Consider the following 7296-nt stretch of genomic DNA (forward strand, 5'->3'; position numbering starts at 1 on the left):
AGTGAGCTGTTCAGGTGATAGTGGTGCCTCTGGTTTTTGTGTTTCTTGTAAAATATCGTTTTTTATTGTCTCGGTTATCTCAAGAACCTGGGACTGTTGACTGGTGGGGGTTTCGGGTGAGACAACCGTTATCTCAATGGGTTGTCTCAAGGGTTGTTTCGGTTCAGGGTTGTCTCGGACACTGTTTTGATTCCTGTAACCTTGAAATTGTTTTCCATCTATCCTTACTCTGTCTTTTATCCACCCGTTCTGCTGTAAGACCTTCTTGATGTTCAGTTCTAAGTCTCTGCGATCTCTAGTGGTGTCAGCCTTAACATCAAGATGTTCTATAATCCATCGGGTTGCAACCTTCTCTTTATCCGATACCAGCTCTAATATTTCATCCTCAAAGGGCAAGGCATCCATGAAACCCTGATTGATTTGTCCTGACTGTTCATCTTCCTCTTGAGTGAGCCACCATTTTTCCCCTTGCTGATAGAGATGAACAGCAGCACCCCAAATCTGATCGCGGTGTTCTTTCAACCATTCAATATCAGCAGGTTTTTGAACTTCTATTAACCAAAAGCGTCGGTTTCCGGTTCTATCCCGCAAGAAATCATCTGAGTTTGTTGTTCCCAAAAGGATGGCACGTCGCTCGTTTTTCGTGTAGCTTCGTCCGTATGGATGGCGCATCCAGTCAATGGACGTTGACATAAATTGCTTAACTTGATCAGCGTCTTTTTTTGTGGTGATTTTACCAATCTCACTTAATTCACAACCCCATCCTCTCCTCATTTTTGTGACTTCATCTTTGTTGGTGATGTCGCCCACATCCTCACAGTAATGTTCCTCACTAAACAGGGTTTTCCATGTAGTTGACTTAAACATTCCCTGTTTGGGGCTATACAAAACTGTGGCTGTATCACACTTGCAACCAGGTTTATAAGTTCTTGCTACTCCTCCAATTAGTGTCTTTTTAAGCATTGCTTGAGCGATGGGTTCTGAATTCCCAAATAGAACTTCTGCCAGATTGTCTAGAATGCTTGTGTCGCTGTATTGTTGAGCGCATTGGTCTAAATAATCCCTTACGGGGTCGTAGGAATTTTCTTTAGCAATTTCTACGACTATTCCCTCAACAATTTTTCCTGTGCCTTCAATCCCGAGTCCAAGGTATCGAGAAAGGCTAACGTCTAGATAATCTAGTTCAAAGCGTTGTCCTTTGATGCCTAATTCTTCACTGAAAATCTCAAGTTCTCTACTCCGTTCATTGAACCTCAGTTGATCACCTATTAACTGTCTAGCTCTGTCAAGTTCCATTGCTATTTTAATGGCTTTATTGTCTTTGCCTTTGACATTACTGACTGGTAGTTCTAAGGGTTGATTTTGTGGTTGTGAGGTGATGAGTCTTGCAGTTTGCTCTAACTGTTTAACCCGTTGGTCGGGTGTCAGTTCAACCTGTTTAATCCAGTCGGCAATATCACCCTTTTCTGGCATCTCTGACCACAGTTCAACCCGGTTAACGGTTGCAATCAGAAAGTCTATTTGTTGGGCTGCTTTGATGATTTTCTCTGCTTTATTGGTTCCGGCTTCATCGAGGTCTGGAAAGTAGAAAAGTCCTTTAACTCCTGAGCGTTTGAGTGTCAGCAGGTCAGCTAGTATGTCATCAAGCGTCCAGCTTCCCCCTTGCCAGGTGATGGCAACAATCTGATTCTCACGGGCTGCCTCAACGCATTTTTCACCCTCAACGCCTAACACCCATTTGCCTTTGCCATAACGGATAGCCTCGTTAATCCGGTAAGCATTCCAAGGTAAGTCACCCTTGCCTGTTACCATCTCGGTGTCTTGTTGGTGATAGGGTAGGACTTTTTTACCAAGTCGCTCACCACTTCCCTCAAACTGCTCAAGGCGTCTGACTTCCTGTCCAGATGCGTAGGGATAGACGGTGATAACTTGATTGCCTTTGGTGACGGGTTGAGGAATTTTAGGCAGTTCGGCTAGCCTTGCCAGTTCAACAGTTGGTAGTGGCTTTTGCCGTGAGCTAGGACGTGATGAACTGGGGTGATAGGAGTGACCGTTGAGATATTCGCGGTGTTCTCTCTCTTTTGCCGTCAGCATCTTAGCAATCAGCTTGGTATCTCCACAAGTCCAGCACTGATATTTTCCGGTTTTCTGATCAATGCTAAGGTTGTGGCTGTCACAGGCAGGGCAATGATACTTACCTTTTTCCTTAGCAGGTTCTAGATCGTCTAGATAGTTACGGATATCAAACTCAGAGGCAACCATTAGCGATCACCTCCTTTTTCTATGCGTTGTAGGTTTACAGATTGTTTGGCAGACAGCTTGAATTCTTTGCCGTCTCTGTTGCAGACTTTCCACTGACGGTCTAAGTCACGGATGAAGATTCTATCCCAACCCGTCAACGGTGACTTTAGCAGTTGGTCTAATCTCTGCCTGTACTGGCAGTGATTTTCAGAATGTGTAGATTTTTTGAGGTCTGATGTGTTATAGTGGTATTGCATTACAAGAATTGGTAGATAGACCGCTTTCCAGACCTCAATTACGGAAAGCGGTCTATTTACTGTGAAGAACCCCTATGAGGTAAGCAGTCAGCGAGGCGATATACTGCAACGTCGCTAAGAAGACCTTAATCTTCTCCGTCCCCCTTCAGTGCGCTACCTCTGTTATTGTCACGCCCACTGCGTCAGGGTAGTTAGCTGGGTTAAGCTATCCCTACTTTCTCTAGCCAGGCTAGTTTCTTGAATAGCACACGCTGTGATTCTTCACTGTGTTAAATAGTAGACTAATAATCCGCTTTTTTCAACCGTTTTGGTATTGGTTGAGGATCCGTTTTAGGGACTGGAAAGATTTGTACTGTGATGGTTCTGCAATCTATGTGTATCGCTTAGAAAGCTTTTACACCAGGCTTTTAACGCTGCTTGTATAGGTTTATACAGCGTCGAACAAAGCGTAGGGTTTCCTTCAACGTGATCCTTCTTATACACGCTTGAGTGTTGTTAACACGGAGAGATTAACCCATAACTCAGTCCTAGTCAGTGTTTGACTCATCTCATTAGTGCTTAACTCAAGCGTCCTCTCTATCCGTCAACCTGACCTCAAATCGGTGTTTAACCGAGTTAACGTCAACCTTCAGTTCAGCCTCAATATAAGTCCGTTGACATTGGCTGTTACTTTCGTTGTTGTGGGGATGATCAGAGACTTCTAACAATTTGATAACATTAGCACTGGCTAACAGGTGAAGAAAGGCTTTCCAGTTTTCAATCTCTTGAGCAGTTGCCATCAGTCGGATTTTGGTGGTCATGGTGTCTCCTAGAGCGGGGTAGATTGTTTGCGATCGGGTTGAGTTTGAGCAAGTCTTTATGGTTTTGAGCATTCCAGAGGGGGTAGTTGTCAACCCAAAGCCAGTATTGAATATTTAAGTCACCGTTTGAGTCTGTGCTGATAATGTAGGATTCAACCTCAGCTAAAACAATTTGACCAAAGCATTCAAACAAAACTTCTTGACCAATAGAAAAGACTGGGTAGCCCAAAGCGTCTGCAATATTGTTTTCTACCCAGTCCCAAAACTGTTGCTGTGAGAGCATAACTAAAACAGTTCGTTGGGAAGATAGATGTAAGGTTCTGATGATTTAGGTAAACCTTCTTGCTCTATCTCTAATTCCTTCAAAACTTCATTACGCAAATCTAAAGGAAGTTGTTTGAATAGTCTCTTTATTTCCTTCTTCTTGTCTCCAAAAGTTTGATTCTGGTCAAAGTCGTAATCAATGTCTGTCATCATATCCCCCTAATGATCTCTCAAATCCTGAATTGACCAACTGTGTGAAATGTAATAATAAAAGCCTTTCTTGAAGTTAGCTAGGGCTATGTCATCATACTTTGGATTGTGAAGACAACGCCAGCAACAAAAGGCATGGCGAAAGTATTTTGAACCGCAGATTAAGTTGTCAAGAATGATGTTTGGATGATAGCAAAATCTTAGTAGTCTCATTCAACCTCCAAGTAGTTAGTATGGTCTTTCTTGAGTTGCTCAGTAATCTGATGTATAAGCAAGGGGTCAAGCGACCCCCTATAAACTGCTTAGTTGTTGTCGTGTTCGTCTACTAACTTAGGTTCAATAACCTCTGAGAGAACAGGCGACGCTTCAACTACGGATGACTGCTCAACAGTAGGCTCTGACTGTCGATTGCCTCTGTTGAAGAATTGCTCAATCTGGGTTAACAAATCATACTGGATTTCTTCGGTCTGACTTGTTTCCTGAGCCGTGATAAAATCGGTCAACACGTTCAATTCACTGTCTACCCGTTGCCGTTCACTGATGGCGATGGGTTTGTTTTTGTGGTTAGTATCATAAGCTAGGATGCTACACCCGAGCGCGGTCGAGGATGCGACTGTTTTCAACAAAATGTCAAGCTTTGGTGACAATGAGAGAACGGATAACAGTCCAGTACAACCAAGCCAGAAACTCACCCGTCTATCAATCCTTTCAGGTATAGAAATTAGAGCCATGCTAGGTTCAGTCCTGTGATTGCTGCAATCACCACAAAAGCAGTCTTGACTTGATGAAATCTGCTCTTGTTTGACTCAGCATAGTAGACAAGCAGTCCCCCAATAATGATGGTTTTTGCAAGCAGTAAAACTACTAACAACCACTGCCACCAAATCAGGTTGGGCTGAATCAATCGGGCTACCAGTAAGGCAATATTAAATGATGCCAAACTGAGGGCTATTAAGTCAGCGTAACGGGTACTAAGCATAGAGCGTTTCCTTCAACTGATTGACCTTTTCTCGGCGCAGCTGGAACCGTTCATCAATGCGTCCGATTAATGCTTCTCCCTTAACCTGAGAAAGTGATAGCCGTTGGTTCTGTTCATGCAGTCCGGGTTTGAGTTTTCCGTTGAGATATTCTCCGGTTTTAATCTCGCCATCCCGTGCATCCAGTATTTTTCCCAGTCGTTGACGCTTGTGACTTTCTTCTGATTTGTAAATGCGTTTAACTGACTCCAAACTGTCGGTGTCAGCACTGAACTTTCCCCGTTGCAAGGTGACTTGTTCTTTCAGTTCTTTGGCTTGCAGTTTGGCGGCTTCTACTTCCTCTGGTGTGAGGCGTTCAATCCCGGTGAAATTTCCTCGGTAGTGTTCAGCAAAGTTGTACTGATTGTTGCTGATTGGGGGCGCTGTGTTGGCACTCTGGAGAATGCTTTCAGCTTCACTCATGGACTGTGAACCGATTGACTTGTTCTGTTTCTTACCTAGTCCAAACATCTAATCAATCTCCTTAACGATTGCCGAAACTTTTGCAAAACTGACAGCTAGATTTTCATCCCAAACTTCCGTCTTAGCGTACATTTGAGCCACTTTATCAATGTGCTGAGATGCTAGCTGATTAACCGGGATTGAGGCGGCTTTTGCCCAGAGCCAGAGGATGAGCATAAAGCTATTTCCGAGTAGAAAGTTAATCATTTGAAGCCTCCTAAGAGTTAGCAAGGATAGCTTGCATCAACAGCTTTAATTTTCCGTTGTTGAAGGTGAAAACCTCTCCAGCTAACAGAGACAGGTCAGGAGATAGCCCTGAGATGTGATGGGGTTTTCCGTTGAGTTGTAAGGCACAAAATAACAGCAATTGGTTTTTCTGTGCATCTGTCAGCTTCTCAAAGAATGACCCGCAAACTGTCTCAAGAGTGGGACTTTCAACCCAGAATCCTAATGGCTTAGGCACTTTGGTTTCCTCCGAATGAACGCTTGAGAATTTCCTCAGCAGTCGTTGTGAAACCTTCAGTCAAGGGAGTAAACATTCGGTGTGCGAGTTCAGCTCCAAGCAATTTATTCTGAACTCCGACTTCATCAGCCATTATCGTCAGTTGCGATCGCAAATTGTTGATGGTTTGATGAGCATCTGGGACGGGTGCAAGTTCGGGTTGGTAGGGTTCAACTGGGACTAGACTGGTAATTTGGTCATCACCTTCACGGACATGGTTTTGCCATTCCTCATAAGTCATGTCAGCGCCCCGACCTCCATGACCTCCACAGTGATAAAGGTAGTCTTGCAAGTAGTGCATTCCCTCCTCTGTCAAGAACTCCTCACCAGATTCAGAGTCCTGCACAAAGAGATCGCCTTTCCATGTGACAGTCTCACGGATACGGGAGAGAGGGGATTTTCCATCGACCCGTTTAAGGTGACGTTCGGACAAACCAGTTTCCTCAGCAATTTGGGAAAACGTGTACATACGATTACTCCGTTGTTTTAAGTTTTCTAGGTGCAGAACACATAGGTTAATGTGCTATGTGTAAAGTCTAGTGGTACTAATCGAATAATGTCAAGTACCTAAAAGAACTAATTAGTACCAATAGGCTGTCAATAGACTAAAAAACTCCCCCAGAAGTACCATAGAGACAACAGATAGAACTAAGCGATGCCTAAGAAAGTGGGAGTCACATTACCAGATGGAATCTTTGATATTTTGGAGAGTCGCGCAGAGTCCTATGGCCAGACCCCTACTGGTCTTGCTGCTTTTCTTCTCCAATACTGCATTGTCAACAATGTCGGGTTTATTGATGCGCCCGAACTAAAAGAGACTATCTCAATCCAGTTTTTGCAATCTTTAGCATCTGGCAACATTCCGTCAGACGAGGAATTGATCAAACTATCAACAAGGTTGGGCATCTCCTATGAGGTACTTGCCAGATTGCGGGATGCCTGCAAGGAGCGATCGCATCCTTACTATCCTAAAAATCCAGAAAGTTAGGGGAGTAACTGACGCTGGAATGCGATCGCCCACCTGTTAACCTAAGAACAGTTCTTTCCAATTGCTTTCTCCAGTAAGGAAGGGTGTGATGCTAGCCCCTAGCCGTCATGGTTAGGGGTTTTACTTTGAGGTGTCTACTGGGTGTATACAGGTGTCTACAGTAGGTGTATACAGGTGTCTACAGGTGTATACAGTAGGTGTATACAGGTGTCTACTGGCTGTATACAGGTGTCTACTGGGTGTATACAGGTGTTTACAGTAGGTGTCTACAGTGTCAACACTATCTGTCAACTGGTGTCTACACTCTACTAACAGGTAGACTAGATTAAAACATCATTGGCCATGCTAAAAGATTTAAGTTACGCCGCCTTCGGATTGTTGGTGATGATTCAGAAAAAGTTTAGCGATCGCCCATTCCTTCTAAAAGAGGTTCTCAATCGGGGTGAGTCAGCCAGTTCAACTAAGAGATTATTGAGAGAACTGGTAGATACAGGTTTTCTCTCATCCGGTCAACTCAGACAATCAGCAACAGGTTATTTCTCAGTTCCAAGTTACC

General features: G+C 43.9%; 11 protein-coding genes and 1 pseudogene. 2 read left to right on the forward strand and 10 right to left on the reverse strand.

Annotation, left to right across the window (positions count from 1 at the left end):
- The 10 genes from VB836_RS30030 to VB836_RS30075 all read right to left on the reverse strand — a co-directional run.
- Positions 1-2262 (reverse strand): VapE domain-containing protein (locus VB836_RS30030; RefSeq protein ID WP_323225187.1); only part of this gene is annotated, 2262 nt, incomplete at its 3' end.
- A 799-nt stretch (positions 2263-3061) separates the two neighbouring features.
- Complete coding sequence (locus tag VB836_RS30035) at positions 3062-3298, reverse strand: hypothetical protein (protein WP_323225189.1); 237 nt, start codon at positions 3296-3298, stop codon at positions 3062-3064.
- Positions 3255-3581, reverse strand: a complete 327-nt coding sequence (locus tag VB836_RS30040) for a hypothetical protein (RefSeq protein WP_323225191.1) — start codon at positions 3579-3581, stop codon at positions 3255-3257. Before VB836_RS30040 ends, VB836_RS30035 begins: the two co-directional genes overlap by 44 nt.
- A gap of 2 nt (positions 3582-3583) precedes the next feature.
- Positions 3584-3775 (reverse strand): hypothetical protein, encoded by a 192-nt coding sequence (locus VB836_RS30045; protein ID WP_323225193.1) that lies wholly within the window; start codon positions 3773-3775, stop codon positions 3584-3586.
- A gap of 299 nt (positions 3776-4074) precedes the next feature.
- Entirely contained in the window at positions 4075-4503 is a 429-nt protein-coding gene (locus VB836_RS30050; RefSeq protein WP_323225195.1) for a hypothetical protein, read from the reverse strand.
- Positions 4494-4751: a hypothetical protein gene (locus VB836_RS30055; RefSeq protein WP_323225197.1), complete on the reverse strand. Its 258-nt coding sequence runs from the start codon at positions 4749-4751 to the stop codon at positions 4494-4496. Before VB836_RS30055 ends, VB836_RS30050 begins: the two co-directional genes overlap by 10 nt.
- Positions 4744-5259 carry a hypothetical protein gene (locus tag VB836_RS30060; protein WP_323225199.1) on the reverse strand — a complete coding sequence of 172 codons (516 nt, stop codon included), beginning with the start codon at positions 5257-5259 and terminating at the stop codon, positions 4744-4746. The genes VB836_RS30055 and VB836_RS30060 overlap by 8 nt, the downstream gene beginning before the upstream one ends.
- Positions 5260-5457, reverse strand: a complete 198-nt coding sequence (locus tag VB836_RS30065) for a hypothetical protein (protein ID WP_323225201.1) — start codon at positions 5455-5457, stop codon at positions 5260-5262.
- Between the two features lie 10 nt (positions 5458-5467).
- Positions 5468-5713, reverse strand: a complete 246-nt coding sequence (locus tag VB836_RS30070) for a hypothetical protein (protein ID WP_046279207.1) — start codon at positions 5711-5713, stop codon at positions 5468-5470.
- Positions 5706-6221: a hypothetical protein gene (locus tag VB836_RS30075; RefSeq protein ID WP_323225203.1), complete on the reverse strand. Its 516-nt coding sequence runs from the start codon at positions 6219-6221 to the stop codon at positions 5706-5708. The genes VB836_RS30070 and VB836_RS30075 overlap by 8 nt, the downstream gene beginning before the upstream one ends.
- Positions 6222-6407: 186 nt before the next feature.
- Here VB836_RS30075 and VB836_RS30080 point away from each other — a divergent pair, with 186 nt between their 5' ends.
- Together VB836_RS30080 and VB836_RS30085 are read left to right on the forward strand one after the other, a co-directional pair.
- A complete protein-coding gene (locus tag VB836_RS30080) occupies positions 6408-6740 on the forward strand; it encodes a hypothetical protein (RefSeq protein WP_323225205.1) in 333 nt (110 codons plus the stop codon).
- Between the two features lie 342 nt (positions 6741-7082).
- A pseudogene (locus tag VB836_RS30085) lies at positions 7083-7296 on the forward strand (hypothetical protein); the annotation flags it as partial.

Origin of the sequence: Limnoraphis robusta BA-68 BA1 (genome assembly GCF_034932365.1) — a bacterium.
Lineage (GTDB): Bacteria > Cyanobacteriota > Cyanobacteriia > Cyanobacteriales > Microcoleaceae > Capilliphycus > Capilliphycus robustus.

What these genes read in the sequence shown, in the direction of transcription:
- VB836_RS30035 (WP_323225189.1), bottom strand. Translation starts at nt 3,298, where the DNA reads ATGACCACCAAAATCCGACTGATGGCAACTGCTCAAGAGATTGAAAAC.
- VB836_RS30065 (WP_323225201.1), bottom strand. Translation starts at nt 5,457, where the DNA reads ATGATTAACTTTCTACTCGGAAATAGCTTTATGCTCATCCTCTGGCTC.
- VB836_RS30060 (WP_323225199.1), bottom strand. Translation starts at nt 5,259, where the DNA reads ATGTTTGGACTAGGTAAGAAACAGAACAAGTCAATCGGTTCACAGTCC.
- VB836_RS30050 (WP_323225195.1), bottom strand. Translation starts at nt 4,503, where the DNA reads ATGGCTCTAATTTCTATACCTGAAAGGATTGATAGACGGGTGAGTTTC.
- VB836_RS30080 (WP_323225205.1), top strand. Translation starts at nt 6,408, where the DNA reads ATGCCTAAGAAAGTGGGAGTCACATTACCAGATGGAATCTTTGATATT.
- VB836_RS30055 (WP_323225197.1), bottom strand. Translation starts at nt 4,751, where the DNA reads ATGCTTAGTACCCGTTACGCTGACTTAATAGCCCTCAGTTTGGCATCA.
- VB836_RS30045 (WP_323225193.1), bottom strand. Translation starts at nt 3,775, where the DNA reads ATGATGACAGACATTGATTACGACTTTGACCAGAATCAAACTTTTGGA.
- VB836_RS30075 (WP_323225203.1), bottom strand. Translation starts at nt 6,221, where the DNA reads ATGTACACGTTTTCCCAAATTGCTGAGGAAACTGGTTTGTCCGAACGT.
- VB836_RS30040 (WP_323225191.1), bottom strand. Translation starts at nt 3,581, where the DNA reads ATGCTCTCACAGCAACAGTTTTGGGACTGGGTAGAAAACAATATTGCA.